This window comes from Pseudomonas sp. 2FG, assembly GCF_005502935.1.
Taxonomy (GTDB): Bacteria; Pseudomonadota; Gammaproteobacteria; order Pseudomonadales; family Pseudomonadaceae; genus Aquipseudomonas.
In genome coordinates, this window is sequence record NZ_SCMP01000012.1 from 62,641 (window position 1) to 79,707 (window position 17,067).

A 17,067-nucleotide genomic window follows, 5' to 3' on the forward strand; every position below is an offset into this window, starting at 1 on the left:
TTTTGACGGGTCAAGTTTCGGTTGGCTGCATCGTAGTCTGGGCTGGTCTGGCCCATCTTAGGTGCGGCTTCGCCGCTGGCGATCCACCAGCGGTATTGGAGTAGGGGTTATTACGCTCTTTTAACTCAATCCTACTGACTCGAGCCTCTTTGCTGCAAGGCACTGTTTTCCATCGATTCGACCCAGTCGAGGTTTTCCTGAACAAGCTGATCTATGCCTGCCATAGATGCAGTGGTTCTAACACGACTCTAATCTGCACATTTTCGATTAGTACTACAGTGTGTTTTCTGTCCTATCGACAACGGTCAGAGACGCTAAATGTTGTCCAAGAACATGCCAAGATTCAGCCGTCTCTCGGGAATAGCTGTGTCTTTGGTAAATGCACTTAACCTTATTTTCTTCGGTGTGGTTAAGGTATCGCTCGGCAATTTCGGGTAGTACTCCTAGTGCCGTCATCATTGTGGCGCCAGTCCTGCGTAGGTCGTATGGCGTCCATTTACCGCCCAGGAGCAGCAGGGCCTGCGCTTTGGCGCTTCTGTTGCTCATGATCCCTTTGCCAGGTTCCTGCTGGCGATCGCCGAGCTGTTTAGTAACGGTCTTGGAGCAAACAGGGCCTGAGTCGTCCGTATTCGGATAGCACCAAGTGGATTTTCCATTTATCTGCTTGAGACGGTTGTCCGTCACCTTCTGACCTCTAGAAGCAGTGGCACGACGTTACTGGAATTCAGGATCGCCTCGACGCGCTCACCCAATAGCCTCCAGGCTTCGGTTTTCTCTTTTGCATAGTCGTGGTGCAGATAGTGCCGGCGCACCTTGGAACCGCCCAGTAGGTGGTTCTGGCAGCGGTCGATGATCTCCAGGGTGACACCCAGCTCCTGCATCATCGTCGCGCCAGTGCGACGTAGATCGTGCGGTGTCCACTCTCCCTTTGCGCCTTTGCCCAGTACAAGCGAGTCGTCATGATGGCGGCCAGTTAGGGGCTTGCTGCGATTTTTGAAGCAGCACTGTCGATCGCCTATAAGTTTGCTCACGGTCTTGGTGTCGACGTGGCTGCGCTCGTCCTTGCCAGGGAAACAGAAGGCTGTGTGCCCGGTTTCTGCGTGCAGCCGTTTGAATTGCGCCAGCGCGAACGGTGAGAGGAAAACGTGGTGGTCCTGGCGCTTGCCCTTATGCCCCTTGGTCGCTTCAGCCGGGATAAACCAGGTGCCTTTGTCCAGGTCCACATGGCGCCACTCGGCTTTGAGCAGTTCGCCGATGCGACAGAGGGTGCTCAGGCAGATCCACACGGCGCACTGTACGCGCGGGTTGACCGGACGGATGCCGGAGTATTTCTGGCCGGCGGGCAGGGCGTCATAGTCGCTCTCCAAGCGGGCGAATATGTCGCGCAATTCGCGGATTTCGTCAGGGGAGAGCAGGCGGTCGCGCTGTTCTTGGTAGTCGTGGTCGAGCAGTTTCTTCACGTCTACCAGGTCGGCTGGGTTTCCGTCGGCCATCAGGGTGCGCCATGGCTTGCGCTTTTCAGCCCAGCGCAGCATCTGGCCGATGTCTTTGCTGCGGATGACCATAGCGCGGTTCAGTCCACGGGATTTGACAGAGCGAAGGACCGCCAACAGGTCTTTCTCGGTCAGGTTGCGCAGAGGCTTCTTGCCGATGTGAGGCAGGACGTCCTTGGTGAAGCTGCGGCGCAGTTCGGCATTGCCATCTTGGCGCGATACGCCGTCTTGCAGCCACTCTTCGAATAGGTCGGACACTGTCTTGTTTTCTACCGCCTGGCGTTCGGCTTCGGCAATGGTGGCGGCGATGGCGGCTTGAGCCTCGATCTTGGCGGCTTTTCGAGCTGCGGTTGGATCGATGCCTTTGGATGCGGTTGCCTTCACTTCGTCACGTTCGGCACGTATCTGGGCCAGCGATTTCTTGGGCCAGGTGCCTAGTCGTTGGTCGCGCTTGATCCCGTCCAACTTGAACTCATAGCGAAATTGCACCGTGACACCACGAACACCCGCTCGGACTTTGGCAACAATTCCACCATCCTCACGCAGTGTTTTGCCGTCATCGGCAGAGGTGAGCGCTTCCAGTTGCTTTGCGGTTAGCTTCGCCACTTCCTACCCCTTGCATCGTCTGGGTCATCAGAATTTTGCCCCCACTTTTGCCCCACCGAATCGCTTGGCTGTCGGTAGACGCTGGTGGATCGTGTTGGAGGCTAAAATAGCCTGAAAGCCTCGTATTTACTAGGATGTAGGTGTTCCATTGGCGTCCGTGAGAGTCTATGGGAATCCATGAAATAAGCGCATGGGGTGCTAGGGGTCGAGTGTTCGAATCACTCCGTCCCGACCATATTTTTCAATGACTTAGCCCGGTTCGGCAACGACCGGGCTTTGTTGTTTCTGGGGTTTGGTGTTTTTGGTAGTGAATTGGTAGTGAATTGAGATTGGCTGGCGCAGCTACTCCTGATTGTTCAGATCTGCGGTCAGAAGCTGCTCATTCCTTTCTCGGGAATCTATTGGGTGTGCTAAGTGCTTCTGGCTTACAGCGGTAATCCCCACCCAGCTACGAGTCTATGTCGTGCAACAAGCGCCTCAGCTCCGCCAGGGTAAATCGCCAGCCATGGCGGCGGGCCTGTGCATCTTCTTGGGATTCGCCCTTGAGTTGGATGGGGTAGACGTTATATGGCAAGTCTCCCCTGTGGTCCTTGCTCTGGCAGGGGATGGCTGAATTGCGTGAATTTGCGTACCCGGTTTTGTCAGCCTGCCTCTATCTGATTGCCGGGCTTCCGGTTCGGCTATTGATAGTACAGGTTGGGGCGATTCTAGGTGCCTCTCACAGGTCTTGGGTTACCCCAGTACCAGCTTGCGTAATTGCACTAACTTGACCACCCGTTTGCACACCAACTGACCAGTCATTTGCATTCACGCTGACCAGCTGTTTGCAGTTGATCAGTGTCAGCGGGTGCCACTCAGGGGGAGTGCGTCAGCCAGGCACTGAAGGGCAGCAACCGACCCATAGCTGCCGCTCGCCTCTGGCCGCAACCAGCCAGAAACAGACTATTCCTTATCTCGCAGGATCAAGAGTCGCTTTTTCTCTAACTCCTGCTTTTTCAAGCATTTCTATAAGTGATTCTGGCCAAACTGTTTCCCTCGTTGCTTTCAGCGCACAGATAGACCACCAGCGATAATCGGCCATTACCTCGTTTTCGTGTGGTGTCCATTCCAAGCGGGATACTTTTTGACTGCCCGCTCGCACTATGAAATACCGTTCGATGGACATCACCATTTCACCGGAAGGCAAACGCATCGCGAACTCTCGATCTGCTATAGGCTCGCCTACTGAGGAGACAGTTATGCCTGTTTCTTCGCGCAGCTCACGTATCGCAGCGCATTGAAATGTTTCTCCATCTTCGAGTCCCCCACCAGGCGTTGCCCAGTATTCCTCACCCGCTAGCGCTCCATTTCTATGGCTGAACTTGAAAAGAAGCACTTTTTCAGAGGCACTAATAATCAGTAGTCTTGATGACCTTCGCTCGCGCACTTTATATATCCGAGAGGAAACGGGGCGGCATCATATCATCACGACCTTTGCCTGCCGTTAGGAAGCGTCTCGCCTTAAAAGGCTGCGTCCGGCAATAGACTGCTAAAAGAGCCAAAGCTCAGCCAAGTGCCCGGCCTCCCTGCGCACGTAGCAGCCGCGTGTGGGAGGCGCTAACATTCCACTTCGCATAAAGGTTGCCTCGAAGCACCTGTAGCGCGGACGCACAACATCTGCATCTCCGATGCCAAGCCAACGGTACATGGAGCAAGCACCATGGCGCTAACTAGCAAAATCTTGCCCTATGACAGTAGTTGGCCGGCACGCTTCCTTGCTGCCAAGCAGCAGATCGCCATAGCATTTGGCGCTGAGCTTATCGGCATCCACCATGTCGGAAGCACTGCCGTTCCAGGACTCGCAGCCAAACCAGAGATCGACATATTAGTCGAGGTTTCAGAGCACCTAAACGAACCCTCTCGCCAAAATGTCATGGGTGGACTCGGTTACGTACGCGGAAGCGATCTGTCGGAAGGACACCATTTTTATCGTCGAGATGTTGATGGCGTGCGAACACATAAGATCCACATCTGCATCACCGGCCACAGTCAGATCGGAAGAATGCTGCGCTTTCGTGAGCGGCTTAGGAGAGACCCAGCAATCCGCCAGCGTTATCAAGAGTTGAAACTTGAACTGGAAACAAGCAATACCGGCGGCATCGGCGAATACCTCGCTCGTAAGGCCCCTTTCATTGATGAGGTTATGGCGGAATCGACATCAAGCCCCTGAGATGGAGTCGCATTGGCGGTGGTTTTGGATCGTTGATTGAACGCCAAAGGTTCACAGTCAACCCACAAATCCGAAGACTCCCAAGGACTGACTTGATCCGAACGCTGTCGTTAGACAGCGCAGTCAGTCTGCGATTTAAATTGACCCCATGTTTCCAGGATGATCTTCCAAAATGATTGAATACTTTCAGGGCAGCTGCCTTTGCGGTGCCGTCAAATATGAAATCCGATCTCGCCCCAAAGCGCTGAGCCACTGCCATTGCAGCCAATGCCGTAAAGGTCATGGAGCCGCATTCGCCAGCTATGGCAGTGTATTGCGTAGTGACCTACACCTGGTTCAGGGCGCGGATGACGTCAAGTCCTACTCTTCCTCGGCAGCAGTGCTTCGCCAGTTCTGCGCCCACTGTGGGTCGTCGCTGTTTTGGTCTAAAAACCAAGGTGAATACGCCGACTGGATCTCGATAGCGCTCGGTACGCTGGACACTCCATTCGCGACGGAGAAGCAGAGGCACATTCAGGTGAGATCCAAGGCGCCATGGTATGAAATTCAGGATTCTTGGCCACAGTCCGACTGAACGCGCTGGGGCGAAAGCGGGAATGAAACGTCGTAGCCGAAGCGCTTCAGCCTATCGGGATAATCTTCAGGTTCGGCCAGGTTGCGAGCCAGTTCTTTGAGCGAAGGCGGTTCAGATAGATCTGTCGCTTATCTGCCTGGAACTTCGCCGTAGGTCGGACGACAAGGTTAAAGAGATCGTCTAGGCCGAGTGGTGCCGCGACCTCGATCATACCCTCTATTCCAAGCCGTACAGCTACGGCGGTGGCCGTTTCCGGCCAGTGGGTCATGGCATCGACCGCCGAGGTATAAGGTAGGTCAGCGTTGCGGAGGTGCATGCGCGCCTGGTTTTTTACAGACCAGTTGAGAGTACTGTCCATGCCCCGCAGAGTTGCTTCAATCTCAGCATCTACTTTTGCCGTAGCACGCTCGTTATCGAACCAAATGACATCGACATCCGGCGGTAGCGGTGAAGCGTTTCGCTGATGCAGGTGATCCCATATCGCGCTGCGCACGAAGCCCGCAGCAATCCAGCAATCGGGAAGCTCTAGCTCTTGCACCAGACGGAGTATCCGCCAACGTACCGGATCGGCAGCGATGATGGTCTGTACCTGCGAGAGCTGGATCATCGGCGTGGGCCTATATGTTCAAAGTCGGAACGAGAGACTACCAATCCGGCTGCGTTAATGTCCGCTTCTGGCCGTTTTCTGCCCGTTACCGACCCAAAGGGCCTGTGGAATTCGGCTGAAACCGGCCAGAAACAGTCATTGAATATCTACAAGTTTAGGGGCGACTCACACCTCAGTATGTCGTTCAGAAAAAACAGGTCGTCACCCGTTCGCGTTGATTCAACTCACGCCGGTAAACATTCAGTTATTGAAAGGTGGGGCAGGGCTGGCAACCAGTCCTTGATCTGTTTGGCAAGCAAAAGGCGATCTCTTATGGCGGTTTCTCCCATAAGTGCAAAGCCATGAAGCTCACCCCCCGTTGACCGATATTCACCACGCCAGCCATCGGGCAGCGTTTTGTTCAGCCATTGGCCATCGATACCTGAGGCTGGTGGACAGATAACGGTGGGGCAGGCGGGTGTTTTGACGGTCACTGGAAACGCCGGATAGTGCACAGGCGTGGGCTGGCCGCTGAGCGTGGCCGCGAGAGCGCGAGCCTGAGCCATCAGCGGCAACACAAACGGCAGCACCCAACCGTCAATTTGCACAACGTCACCGAGGGCATAAATGTCCGGGTGTGAGGTTTGCAGCATTTGATCGGTGACGATGCCGCGCTGCACTGCAAGGCCAGCAGCGGTGGCGAGTTCAGCCCTCGGCATCAGCCCGACAGCAGACAACACCATGTCAGCGTCCAGGACGCTGGCGTCATCGAGTGTGAGTTTCAATGAAGCTGCGCTTCGGTCGACGCGAGCGATGCTGCTGCCGAAACGAAAGCGCACCCCCGCTTGTTCAAGTTGTTTCTGCAAGGCGGCCCCACCCTCAACCGGGAGCAGGCGCCCCAGAGGGTGGGGCGCACAGTCGACCACCGTCACCGCAAAACCATGTCCCGCCAAATCGTTGGCAAACTCACAGCCGATCAGTCCGGCGCCCAGCAACACAACGCTTCGCTTGCCGATCAGAGCTTCTCTGAACGAGGCATAATCGAGTCTGTTGTTGACCGAGAGCACTTGATCGACAGCATCGCCAGCAAGAGGCAGGCGAACCGGATTTGCTCCGCAGGCCAGGACCAGTTTGCTCCAGGCAAGCGTCTGGCCATCGACCAACAGGGTGTTCGCCTGCGGATCGATCATGGACACACAAACGCCAGTGAGAATGGTTGCATTGAGCTGTTTGGCCATCTCATCGGCCGGCATTTGCAGCAGTTGATCGGCTGACTTGCCGTCCTTAAAGGCGTTCGACAGGCGAGGCTTGGAATAGAACGCGCCATCGTCGTCGGTCAGCAATACCAAAGGCGCATTCGGTTCACGTTTGCGGTACTCGCGCGCCAGGGTATAGCCCGCTAGCCCTGTACCAACAATTATCAGTGGCTTCATCTCAGATTTGCTCCGTACCCATTGTTGGAATGCACTTGGATGCCCTTCACTGATGGGAACTCAGGACTCACAGAAGGACGAAATCGCTTTTGGTGACGCCACAATCCGGGCATACCCAACTGTCCGGCACGTCCTCCCAGCGGGTCCCAGGCGCAATACCCTCTTGTGGCGCGCCCAGCGCTTCGTCATAGATGTGGCCGCAGATTTCACAGAGGTATTGGCGAAACATCAGGACGACTCCGTGGTGCGCAATTGGGCGTCTTCGCTTTCGACGTTGCGTCGGCTGAAAATACCGATCATGGGCGTACCGTGGGCACGCATGGCCGGCTCGATCCGGCGATGCAATGCGTGGTAGCGATAGAACGGCACCCGCGGGAACAGGTGGTGCACGGAGTGCAGGTTCTGGCCGAGCCAGAACCACTCCAACGGTTTCATCCACGTAGGCATGATCATGCTGTTGGTGTTCCGGTAACGAGTGGAGTCCTTGTACGGCAGGTGAGGACGATATGCGAACCAGTACGCGACGAAGAATGCACCGGCCAAGTAGCCGAATACCAGCAGCGCCCAGGTATGTTCTCGCGCAATCAGCGTAATGAACGCGACCCGCCAGCCGATCGCGAACAGCACTTCCGCAATGTAGGCTGCCTTTGCCCGCAGCGGAGCGGTCGGCCAATAGTCGCGGAACAGGAAGGTGTTCTGGATCCACAGAAAACGAAATCCGCAAACCAAGAAGGCGAAAAAACCACCGCGCATGCCGATAAGGACGTAGTCCGGATCCTTGTCTGGCTGGTTGGTGTAGCGATGGTGCGTGAAATGTTCAACCTTGTGAGTAGAGAACGGCACCATGATCAAAGGTGCCACTAGGTACCCGCAGAGATCATTGAGCCACTGCAGTCGATCGTGATCGCCATGAATGTTGCCATGCACGGCCTCATGCAGGGGTGTATAGGACATGTAGGTGACGACGGCATAGATCAGTATTGCAGGTATCAGCGACAACTGGCCTATCGCGAACAGGTAAAAGTCCACGATAAGCGATGCCCACACCAGTAGCACCAGTGCCATTGTCGGCCAGGCTAGCTCACTGGTGTATTCGCGTGCCGTGGCGATGGCCTGTTTATTCAGCTCGTTGAGGTCCGGATGCATGGTCGTCCTCCCGGGACGTTCTTGTTGTTTGTTGGTCGGTTGCGCAACCTTAGCGGGTAGTCGTGTACCCTTAGAAGGATATGGGAGGCCTTTTGCCATGCATTTCTGGCCAGGTCGTATCGCACCGTTGTTTCAGAAGATTTCGGCATGGGCATAGCAAAGCACGCGAGCTTCCAGCACCCCGTCGCCATCAGTCAGGTGATGGTGAACTTCGCTGCGCGCTACGGCGTCGATGTGCAGACCTGCCTGCTAGGTACCGGCATCCTCGAAGCGCAGCTGCGGGATGCGGATGCCCTGATCGCACGCGAGCAGGAGATGCGCCTGATTGAAAACCTGATGCTCGCCTTGCCGGATGTTCCCGCACTGGGCTTCGAGCTTGGCCTGCGCTACAACGTGGCGACCTTCGGCATCTGGGGGTTTGCGCTGCGAACCAGTCGTAACTTGCGCGAGGCCATTCAGTACGCGCTGCGCTATCTGCCGCTGAGCACGGCGTACTGCCGATTGGCGATATTCTGCGATCAGCACGAATACGGCACTAGCCTCGACGCCTCGGCGATCCCGCATCACCTGCGACAGTTCCTACTGGAGCGAGATATGGCGACAAGCATCCGTCTGTTCGACGAGCTTGCGCTGTCGGGACTGCACGTGCTGCGGCTCGAATTCCAGGGCAAGCCGCCGGCGCACGCGGACCGGATCGAAGCACTCAGCGGAATCGCGCCACACTACGAATGTTCGCGCAACGCCATCGTGCTGCGTCGGCAGGATGCGGAGTTGCCTCTGCCGATGTACGACGTACATCTGGTCCGGCTACTGGAAGAGCAGTGCCGCGCGCAACTGGAGAGACGGCAGGTCGGCGGCATCACCGGCCAGGTCCGACAGCTTCTCCTTGGGGCGACGGGACTGGCGGCCCCCTTCGAAGAGGTTGCGAGTCAGCTAGCGATGGCACCGCGCAGCCTGCATCGTAGGCTAACGGAGGAAGGCACCAGCTTCCGCAATCTCGTCGACGCGGAGCGTAAACAACTCGCGGGGCAACTGTTGGAAAACACTGAGATGAAACAGGAAGAGATGGCGTTTCAGCTTGGCTACGGTGATCCTACAGCTTTCGCGCGTGCGTTCCGGCGCTGGTTCGGACAGTCGCCGAGCGAGTATCGGAAAGTCTCAAGGCGGTGAGCGCACACCGTTTCACTGACCATCGAACTGGTTGCGCCGATGCAATGCAGCTCGCTTGCACATTGTTCAATCAGCTCGATCGAATTCAAGTGCAAGAGCCAGAAGGCATCACACCCGACTCTTTGCCTTCACGTTATAGTGACTATTGTCTTTGTGGGTCACTTGTTGTGCCGATTTCCAACTGGCAGTAAGCTGCCGCTCATGAACAAAACACTAACCCCAGCTGTTCCCGTACGCGGCCCCGCAGACCATGACGTGCGCGATCAGATCGTCGTCGCCGCTAAAGAGCATTTCAGCCTGTATGGCTACGAGAAGACCACCGTATCGGACTTGGCCAAAGCCATCGGTTTTTCCAAGGCCTATATCTACAAATTCTTCGAATCCAAGCAGGCCATCGGCGAAATAATCTGCGCCAATTGTCTAAGCCAAATCGAGGCTGAAGTTAGGGCTGCCGTTGCCGAGGTGGACCAGCCGCCAGAGCAGCTGAGGCGCCTGTTCAAGGTCATTGCCGTGGCCAGCCTTCGTTTGTTTTCCGATGACCGCAAGCTTTACGAAATCGCATCTTCAGCGTCCACCGAGCGCTGGCAGGCAACGCTGGCGTATGAAGAACGTATCCGTGAGTTGATCAAAACCATCCTACAAGCAGGGCGACAGAACGGTGACTTTGAGCGCAAAACGCCGCTCGATGAAACCGTGATGGCGATCTATCTGGTTCTCCGCCCGTTCCTTAATCCGCTGCTGTTGCAGCACGGCTTCGACTATATCGATGAGGCGCCGACGCACCTCTCTGGGTTGGTATTGCGTAGCCTCTCGCCTTAACAAAACCGCATTTGTGACTATTGACTAAATTGGTCACTCGATTCAGAGTGTGAGTCCTGATCCTTTCGTGATGAGACTCTCATGCTCTGGCGTCGCCTCGTTTTACCTGCCGTTTTCTGCGTAATGCCCTTTGTGCTCGTCGCGTGCGGCGAACCAACGCCAGCCGATCCACGTAGCGCTGCGCCGTTGGTACGTGTCGCTACTGTGAAAGCGGCGACCACGGCGCCCCGTGCTTTCACCGGAACGGTGGCGGCCCGTGTCGAAAGTGACCTGGGCTTTCGTGTCGCCGGCAAGGTGCTTGAGCGACTGGTAGACACCGGGCAAACCGTCAAACGTGGTCAGGCCCTTATGCGCCTTGACCCTGTCGATCTAAAGCTGGCTGCCAATGCTCAGCGCGAGGCCGTGACCGCTGCGCGAGCACGGGCGCAGCAAGCGGGTGACGATGAAGCCCGTTACCGTAGGTTGCGCGGAACCGGGGCGATATCGGCCTCGGCCTACGACCAGTACAAGGCAGCTGCCGATGCGGCCAAGGCCCAGCTCAGCGCGGCCCGGGCGCAGGCGGAAGTAGCGGTCAATGCCACGACTTACACCGAATTGCTGGCTGACGCCGATGGCGTTGTCATGGACACCCTGGTCGAGCCAGGCCAAGTCGTTAGCGCAGGCCAAGTGGTGGTGCGGGTGGCGCACGCCGGGCCGCGTGAAGCAGTTATTCAATTGCCGGAAACCCTGCGTCCGGTGCTCGGGTCTGCGGCCCAGGCCACGCTTTTTGGTTCACCTGGCGTTGGCGTTGCCACCCAGCTTAGGCAGCTCTCCGATGTGGCCGATCGGCAAACCAGGACGTTCGAAGCGCGCTATGTGCTGGAAGGCGAGCTGGCAAACGCACCGCTGGGCAGCACCATCACCTTGCAGATTGCAGACACGCTTTCGCGGGTGCCAGCAGGCAGCCTGTACGTGCCCATCGGTGCGCTGTACGACGCTGGCAACGGCCCAGGCGTTTGGGTGGTGAGCGGCGAGCCTGCGCAAGTTCATTGGCAAGCGGTGGTGGTGGAGCATCTAGATGATGCCGGCGCGAGCGTGAGTAGCCCGCTGAAGACCGGCGAGCGCATCGTCGCGCTGGGTGCGCACCTGCTGCGTGAAGGTCAGCAGGTGCGCGTGCCCGCTCCAGGTGATATCGCCGCGGTTGCGGGAGCCCGTCCATGAGCGAGGGTCGTTTCAACCTGTCAGCCCTCGCGGTTCGCGAGCACTCGGTCACCCTGTTTATGGTCCTGCTGATTTCACTGGCTGGGCTCATCGCCTTCTTCAAGCTGGGGCGTGCGGAAGACCCCGCCTTTACCGTCAAGGTCATGACCATCGTTACTGCCTGGCCTGGCGCGACGCCGCAGGAGATGCAGGATCAGGTCGCGGAGAAAATCGAGAAACGTCTGCAGGAGCTGCGCTGGTACGACCGCAGCGAAACCTATACCCGCCCTGGCCTGGCCTTCACCACCTTATCTCTGCTCGACACTACGCCGCCTTCGCAAGTGCCGGAGGAGTTCTATCAGGCGCGTAAAAAAGTCGCTGATGAAGCCAAGGAACTGCCGGCCGGCGTGATCGGGCCAATGGTCAACGACGAGTATTCGGATGTCACCTTCGCCCTGTTCGCGCTCAAGGCCAAAGGTGAGCCGCAGCGTGTCCTGGTGCGTGATGCGGAAACCCTGCGGCAACGCTTGCTGCATGTGCCGGGTGTGAAGAAGGTCAACATCATTGGTGAGCAACCTGAGCGCATCTATGTCGAGTTTTCCCATGAGCGCTTGGCCACCCTGGGCATTGGCCCACAAGAGGTGTTCGCCGCACTCAACGGACAAAACGCGCTGACCCCGGCGGGCTCGGTGGAAACCAAAGGCTCGCAGGTGTTCCTGCGACTGGACGGCGCGTTCGATCAACTCGAGAAAATCCGCGATACGCCTATCGTGGCGCAAGGCCGCACGTTGAAGCTGTCGGATGTCGCCACGGTCACCCGTGGCTATGAAGACCCGGCGACCTTTTTGATCCGCAATGGCGGCGAACCCACGCTACTGCTCGGCATCGTTATGCGTGACGGCTGGAACGGTCTGGACCTGGGTAAGGCGCTGGACGGCGAGGTCGGGGCAATCAATAGCGAGCTGCCGCTAGGCATGAACTTGACCAAGGTCACCGATCAGGCGGTCAACATCAGCTCGGCGGTGGACGAGTTCATGGTCAAGTTCTTCGTCGCGCTGCTGGTGGTCATGCTGGTGAGTTTTCTCAGCATGGGCTGGCGCGTGGGTGTGGTAGTCGCGGCGGCGGTGCCACTGACACTGGCAATCGTGTTTGTGGTGATGGCCGCGAGCGGTAAAAACTTCGACCGCATCACCTTGGGCTCGCTGATCTTGGCGCTGGGCTTACTGGTGGATGACGCGATCATCGCCATCGAGATGATGGTGGTGAAAATGGAGGAAGGCTACAGCCGCATCGCCGCGTCGGCTTATGCCTGGAGCCATACTGCCGCACCGATGTTGTCGGGCACTTTAGTGACCGCGGTCGGCTTTATGCCCAACGGCTTTGCCCGTTCCACAGCCGGTGAATACACCAGCAATATGTTCTGGATTGTCGGCACTGCTTTGATTGCCTCATGGTTGGTGGCTGTGGTGTTTACGCCGTATTTCGGCGTCAAGTTGCTGCCCAACGTCAAACCCGTGGAGGGCGGCCACGACACGCTGTACGACACACAGCGCTACAACCGTTTCCGTCATGTGCTGACGCGCATCATCGCTAACAAGTGGCTGGTGGCAGGGGCTGTAATTGGACTGTTTGTGGCAGCCATCGTTGGCATGGGATTCGTCAAAAAACAGTTTTTCCCCATCTCCGATCGCCCCGAAGTGTTGGTCGAAGTGCAGATGCCCTATGGCACCTCAATTGCCCAAACCAGCGCCGCGGCGGAAAAAGTGGAAGCCTGGCTGGCTAAGCAAGACGAAGCCAAGATTGTCACGGCTTATATCGGTCAGGGCGCCCCGCGTTTTTACATGGCAATGAGCCCGGAACTGCCGGACCCATCTTTCGCCAAAATTGTGATCCGCACTGGCAACGAAGCTGAACGCGAAACGCTGAAACACCGGCTACGCCAGGCAATTGCCGAGGGTCTGGCCGGTGAGGCACGTGTGCGAGTCACCCAGCTGGTGTTCGGCCCGTACTCGCCATTCCCGGTCGCCTATCGAGTGGCTGGCCCAGACCAGGACACGCTGCGTGGTATAGCTGACCAGGTGCAGAAGGTGATGGAGGCCAGCCCGATGATGCGCACGGTGAACACCGACTGGGGCTCGCGCACACCCACACTGCACTTCACCTTGCAGCAGGACCGGCTCCAGGCCGTGGGCCTGAGTTCTAGTGCCGTTGCGCAGCAGTTGCAGTTTCTCTTGAGCGGTGTGCCCATTACCGCCGTACGCGAGGACATCCGCACCGTTCAGGTGATTGCGCGTTCAGCCGGAGCCACACGCTTCGATCCTGCCAAGGTCATGGACTTCACCTTGGCAGGCGCCAACGGTCAGCGCATTTCGCTGTCGCAGGTTGGCGAGGTCGACGTGCGCATGGAAGAGCCGATCATGCGCCGGCGCGACCGGGTGCCGACCATTACCGTACGTGGAGACATCGCCGAGGGACTGCAACCGCCAGACGTATCAGCGGCAATCACCCAGAAGTTGCAGCCCCTCATGGAAAAATTGCCGAGCGGCTATCGCATCCAGGAGGCCGGCTCCATCGAAGAGTCCGGCAAGGCGATGGTGGCGATGTTGCCGTTGTTTCCGATCATGCTGGCGCTCACCCTGGTCATCCTGATTTTGCAGGTGCGCTCGATCTCGGCGATGGTCATGGTGTTTCTCACCAGCCCACTTGGGTTGATCGGCGTGGTGCCCACGCTGATTCTTTTCCAGCAGCCATTTGGCATCAACGCATTGGTCGGTCTGATCGCGCTGTCGGGCATCTTGATGCGCAATACGCTGATCTTGATTGGGCAAATACACCATAACGAACAAGCAGGATTGGAGCCGTTTCGGGCGGTGGTCGAAGCCACCGTTCAGCGTGCCAGACCGGTGGTTCTCACTGCATTGGCAGCCATCCTGGCGTTTATCCCGCTGACTCATTCGGTGTTCTGGGGAACGCTCGCTTACACGCTAATCGGCGGCACCTTGGCCGGCACTGTACTGACGCTGGTGTTCCTGCCAGCCATGTACTCCATCTGGTTCAAGATCAAGCCCGATAACCACCGCGCCCAAGAGGCGCAGCCTGCATAACTGGATAGTGCGGCGAAACTATTTCGCCCACTTCACTACAGCCATATCGAGAGAAACCGCTATGTCAAATCGGACAGTTGTTGTGGTCACTGGTGTGTCATCGGGTAGCGGCCACGCCGAAACGTCGCCATTGACGGGTAAGGTCATAGCACTGCTGGCTTGCCTGTCGGCCATCAGTATCCTGTCCACTAACATTATTCTTCCGGCGTTTCCGGCCATTGCAGCCCAGCTCGGTGTGACTTCTCGCGAGCTGGGTCTGACTTTTTCCAGTTTTTTCATTACCTTCGCACTCGCTCAATTGGTAGTTGGGCCTCTGGCAGATAGCTACGGGCGAAAGAAGCTTGTGCTGGGGGGGCTGTCGATATTTGTGGTGGGCACATTCGTGAGTGGTCTCGCCCACTCATTCGAAATGCTGATTACCGGGCGAGTCATACAGGCCTTAGGCATCTGCGCACCGGCCGTCCTAGCTCGCGCTATTGCGCGAGATTTATTTGAAGGCGAAGCGTTAGGACGTGCCTTGTCGCTGATTATGGTTGCCACCGCCGCTGCACCCGGTTTCTCGCCATTGCTTGGCAGTGTTTTGGCGATGACGTTGGGCTGGCGAGCGATATTCGCACTGGTAGCAATGGCCGCCATCGCTGTTGCCGTTTTTTATGTCCAGGGGCTAGGTGAAACCCACCCGGCCTCCCGCCGAGTCTCGCGCTCGGTTGCCGAAGTACTGCGGGCCTATGGCAAGCTGCTGCGGGATCGTCGATTCATCTTGCCCGGGCTGTCGATGAGCCTGCTGATGAGTGGTTTGTTTGCGTCGTTCGGTGCTGCGCCTGCCATTTTGATGAGTGGGATAGGCTTGTCTGCGCTCCAGGCTGGACTGTACTTCGCGGCAACGGTGTTCGTTGTGTTCATGGCCGGCATAGCAGCGCCTAAGCTTGCTCATCGCTTTGGGCCTAGGAGCATCACATTGGCAGGCCTCGGTATCGCGTTACTTGGCGGCAGCGTGTTGCTGTTGGGGCCAGTAGCTCCAGGCTTGGGGTGGTACACCCTGTCAATGGTAGTTTTCCTTCTGGGGATGGGCTTGGCCAATCCGTTGGGGACAGCAATAACCATGGGGCCTTATGGCTCAGAGGCTGGACTGGCCTCGGCAATGCTCGGTTTTCTCACCATGGGTGCGGCAGCAATCACAACGTGGCTAGGAACGGCACTGACGTTCCCCGAAGTCACAACGCTGGGCGGTATTCAGGTAACGGCATGCATCATCGCGCTAGGTCTTTTCATTTTAAGTCGAGAGGGCCGACGAGTTTGATTCATCAATTCAAATCTCAAGTCCGAACTGTATGTTCTGCTTGTAGTGTTGCAGGCCACTTTCGGTAGAGCTGTTGATACTTTTTCCGCGCAGTATATTGATTCAAACCAGCGACCTGTATGCCGACCTGCCCCACAAGGGGTTCATTCTGGTTCGTCGGAGCTGGCCGATAGCGGTAGTCCACGACCGGTTGAATCCACAGCCAAAAGCGGGCACTCAGAAACCACGTCTGGAAACGGACTTCGCAGCAGGAGTAGGTACTAGGCCGTCTGATCTTCGGTGTGTTGCAGGTACCGTTTGGGCGTGGTGTCTGCCCACTCTCAGAATGCCTTCACGAAGTTCGATGCATCGTTGAATACTGTTCGCCTAGCCTGTGCGCAGCTAGGCGGCTCCTGGCGCTATCAAGCTTCGAACCTTGGCGGTACGAGTTTCTCGCCATTGCGCCACTCTTCCGACAAGACCACACCATCAATCCCATCCCAGACCTCACTACCAGCATGGTCGAGGACAATGATTTGCAGGCAGCCCTTCGACCCGTTGACTGCCCTTGCAAGAACGTTGAAGACCTTCCGAACAGCGTCGCGATTTTCGTCGTCCAGGCTAGGCTCTTTTTTCCCATCGGCTTCATCCTCAGCGGTTTGTCTCGTCGCGCGCTTGATTGGAAAGTAAACCTGGCTAGGTTGGTCAAAAATCAGAAGGTGCGGTACCGCATGACTCTCGGACTTCAGGAAATAGAGCTGTAGAGCCAGAAGCATTGCAATGTGATACGCCAGCCAGTTCGCGCCGCTTCCGACTTCCCAAAGGAAATCATCTCTCCCATCGTGGCGAACCTTGATAGCCAGATCTTGAATTGAGAGTGCTATCTGGGCGTCTTCCCACTCAGCGTCCAGATGAATAGCACCTAGTTTTATAGACACATCCGAGCGGCGCCAGTACCCGTCACTACCTGGACATGCTTGGGCAGATACGCGGCGTCCCGGTGCGCGACGAGGAAATCGAGCCACGCACGCGCATCATCCTGCGCCACAAGGGTAACGTCAGCGGCGCCCAATACGCGGCGGCGGTAGAGTGGATCCACGCCCTCGGCCGACGCCTGGCGCTGTTCCTGCAAGATTACGACCTGATCCTCACCCCGACCCTCGCACGCCCACCGGTACCAATCGGCGAGCTCGATCTGCGCGACGACAGCCTGAGCCTCGATGAACTGTTGGAGAGCTACCACAGCTACTCGCCGTTCACCGCGCCGTTCAACGCCAGCGGCCAACCAGCGATGTCCGTGCCGCTGTACTGGAGCACCGACGGCCTGCCCATCGGCGCTCACTTCGTCGCTCGCTTTGGTGGGGAGAGCACACTGCTGGCGCTGGCCGCGCAACTGGAGCGCGCCCAGCCCTGGGCCAGCCGGGTGCCGCCGGTGAGTGCGCGCCGCCGCGCCTGAGCGATTGATCTCT

General features: G+C 57.4%; 14 protein-coding genes and 2 pseudogenes. 8 read left to right on the plus strand and 8 right to left on the minus strand.

Translation table 11 applies throughout. The annotated features are described in order from the left end of the window. Positions 1-273: 273 nt before the first annotated feature. The 3 genes and pseudogenes from FFS13_RS20140 to FFS13_RS13645 all read right to left on the minus strand — a co-directional run. Positions 274-651, minus strand: a pseudogene (locus FFS13_RS20140) (site-specific integrase); the annotation flags it as partial. Positions 652-680: 29 nt separating this feature from the next. Next, the gene (locus FFS13_RS13640; RefSeq protein ID WP_137819626.1) at positions 681-2,099 is read right to left on the minus strand and encodes a site-specific integrase; all 1,419 of its coding nucleotides are present in this window, start codon (positions 2,097-2,099) and stop codon (positions 681-683) included. Between the two features lie 949 nt (positions 2,100-3,048). Beyond that, complete coding sequence (locus FFS13_RS13645; RefSeq protein WP_137819627.1) at positions 3,049-3,525, minus strand: NUDIX hydrolase; 477 nt, start codon at positions 3,523-3,525, stop codon at positions 3,049-3,051. A gap of 273 nt (positions 3,526-3,798) precedes the next feature. On the opposite strand from FFS13_RS13645, the gene FFS13_RS13650 reads away from it, so the two are divergent. Then, entirely contained in the window at positions 3,799-4,308 is a 510-nt protein-coding gene (locus FFS13_RS13650; RefSeq protein WP_137819628.1) for a GrpB family protein, read from the plus strand. 172 nt (positions 4,309-4,480) lie between these two features. Continuing rightward, positions 4,481-4,882 carry a GFA family protein gene (locus FFS13_RS13655; RefSeq protein ID WP_137819629.1) on the plus strand — a complete coding sequence of 134 codons (402 nt, stop codon included), beginning with the start codon at positions 4,481-4,483 and terminating at the stop codon, positions 4,880-4,882. Between the two features lie 46 nt (positions 4,883-4,928). Here the strand turns inward: FFS13_RS13655 and FFS13_RS13660 are convergent, their stop codons facing one another. The 4 genes from FFS13_RS13660 to FFS13_RS13675 all read right to left on the minus strand — a co-directional run bounded on the left by FFS13_RS13660 (position 4,929) and on the right by FFS13_RS13675 (position 8,047). Beyond that, positions 4,929-5,489: a nucleotidyltransferase family protein gene (locus FFS13_RS13660; RefSeq protein ID WP_137819630.1), complete on the minus strand. Its 561-nt coding sequence runs from the start codon at positions 5,487-5,489 to the stop codon at positions 4,929-4,931. Positions 5,490-5,713: 224 nt separating this feature from the next. Next, positions 5,714-6,901 carry an NAD(P)/FAD-dependent oxidoreductase gene (locus FFS13_RS13665; protein WP_137819631.1) on the minus strand — a complete coding sequence of 396 codons (1,188 nt, stop codon included), beginning with the start codon at positions 6,899-6,901 and terminating at the stop codon, positions 5,714-5,716. Positions 6,902-6,968: 67 nt separating this feature from the next. Next, on the minus strand, positions 6,969-7,130 hold the full coding sequence (locus FFS13_RS13670; protein WP_137819632.1) for a rubredoxin: 162 nt from the start codon (positions 7,128-7,130) through the stop codon (positions 6,969-6,971). Further along, complete coding sequence (locus FFS13_RS13675) at positions 7,130-8,047, minus strand: fatty acid desaturase (protein ID WP_137819633.1); 918 nt, start codon at positions 8,045-8,047, stop codon at positions 7,130-7,132. Before FFS13_RS13675 ends, FFS13_RS13670 begins: the two co-directional genes overlap by 1 nt. 147 nt (positions 8,048-8,194) lie before the next feature. Between FFS13_RS13675 and FFS13_RS13680 the strand changes: the two genes are divergently transcribed. From FFS13_RS13680 to FFS13_RS13700, 5 genes are all read left to right on the plus strand, one after another. Beyond that, positions 8,195-9,217, plus strand: a complete 1,023-nt coding sequence (locus FFS13_RS13680) for an AraC family transcriptional regulator (protein ID WP_137819634.1) — start codon at positions 8,195-8,197, stop codon at positions 9,215-9,217. Between the two features lie 201 nt (positions 9,218-9,418). Next, the gene (locus tag FFS13_RS13685) at positions 9,419-10,036 is read left to right on the plus strand and encodes a TetR/AcrR family transcriptional regulator (RefSeq protein WP_137819635.1); all 618 of its coding nucleotides are present in this window, start codon (positions 9,419-9,421) and stop codon (positions 10,034-10,036) included. 81 nt (positions 10,037-10,117) lie between these two features. Beyond that, entirely contained in the window at positions 10,118-11,236 is a 1,119-nt protein-coding gene (locus tag FFS13_RS13690; protein ID WP_137819636.1) for an efflux RND transporter periplasmic adaptor subunit, read from the plus strand. Then, on the plus strand, positions 11,233-14,319 hold the full coding sequence (locus tag FFS13_RS13695) for an efflux RND transporter permease subunit (RefSeq protein WP_137819637.1): 3,087 nt from the start codon (positions 11,233-11,235) through the stop codon (positions 14,317-14,319). Before FFS13_RS13690 ends, FFS13_RS13695 begins: the two co-directional genes overlap by 4 nt. Positions 14,320-14,401: 82 nt before the next feature. Further along, on the plus strand, positions 14,402-15,619 hold the full coding sequence (locus tag FFS13_RS13700; RefSeq protein WP_371922959.1) for a multidrug effflux MFS transporter: 1,218 nt from the start codon (positions 14,402-14,404) through the stop codon (positions 15,617-15,619). A 401-nt stretch (positions 15,620-16,020) separates the two neighbouring features. Here FFS13_RS13700 and FFS13_RS13705 read toward each other — a convergent pair whose 3' ends face one another. After that, positions 16,021-16,536, minus strand: coding sequence for a DUF3732 domain-containing protein (locus tag FFS13_RS13705; RefSeq protein ID WP_171006486.1), 516 nt, complete (start codon positions 16,534-16,536; stop codon positions 16,021-16,023). Positions 16,537-16,544: 8 nt separating this feature from the next. Here FFS13_RS13705 and FFS13_RS13710 point away from each other — a divergent pair. After that, a pseudogene (locus tag FFS13_RS13710) lies at positions 16,545-17,054 on the plus strand (amidase family protein); the annotation flags it as partial. Positions 17,055-17,067: the final 13 nt, after the last annotated feature.